The 231-nt window shown below is 60.6% G+C and carries 1 pseudogene; it reads left to right on the top strand.

Features of this window, described 5'->3' with window-relative positions:
- Positions 1–193 (top strand): annotated as a pseudogene (locus ACFZPT_RS27150) (hypothetical protein); the annotation flags it as partial.
- Positions 194–231 lie beyond the last annotated feature (38 nt).

The raw sequence follows: 231 nt of genomic DNA, 5'->3' as shown, positions 1-231 counted from the left end.
GCTGGATATGGTGAGCAGCCGTCCCAGCGTGCAGGACAGCCATGCGGTGCATGTGCTGTACGGCAGCGAAAATCCCCGCCAGATCATCTTCGCCAGCACCGGCAAGATCGACGACGACGGCCAGTTTATCTATGGCCTGAGCGGCGTGGTGCGCGACTCCGTCACCCAGGTCGATCACATCGACAACAAGCGCTAAAACATCGCACCCAGCCTGACCTGGAACATCGACCC

The sequence above is a fragment of the Pseudomonas sp. MD330_10 genome (assembly GCF_042610415.1).
Lineage (GTDB): Bacteria > Pseudomonadota > Gammaproteobacteria > Pseudomonadales > Pseudomonadaceae > Aquipseudomonas > Aquipseudomonas rhodesiae.
Note: the sequence above shows the minus strand (reverse complement) of the source record. Positions and strands in the feature narration are given on the sequence as shown.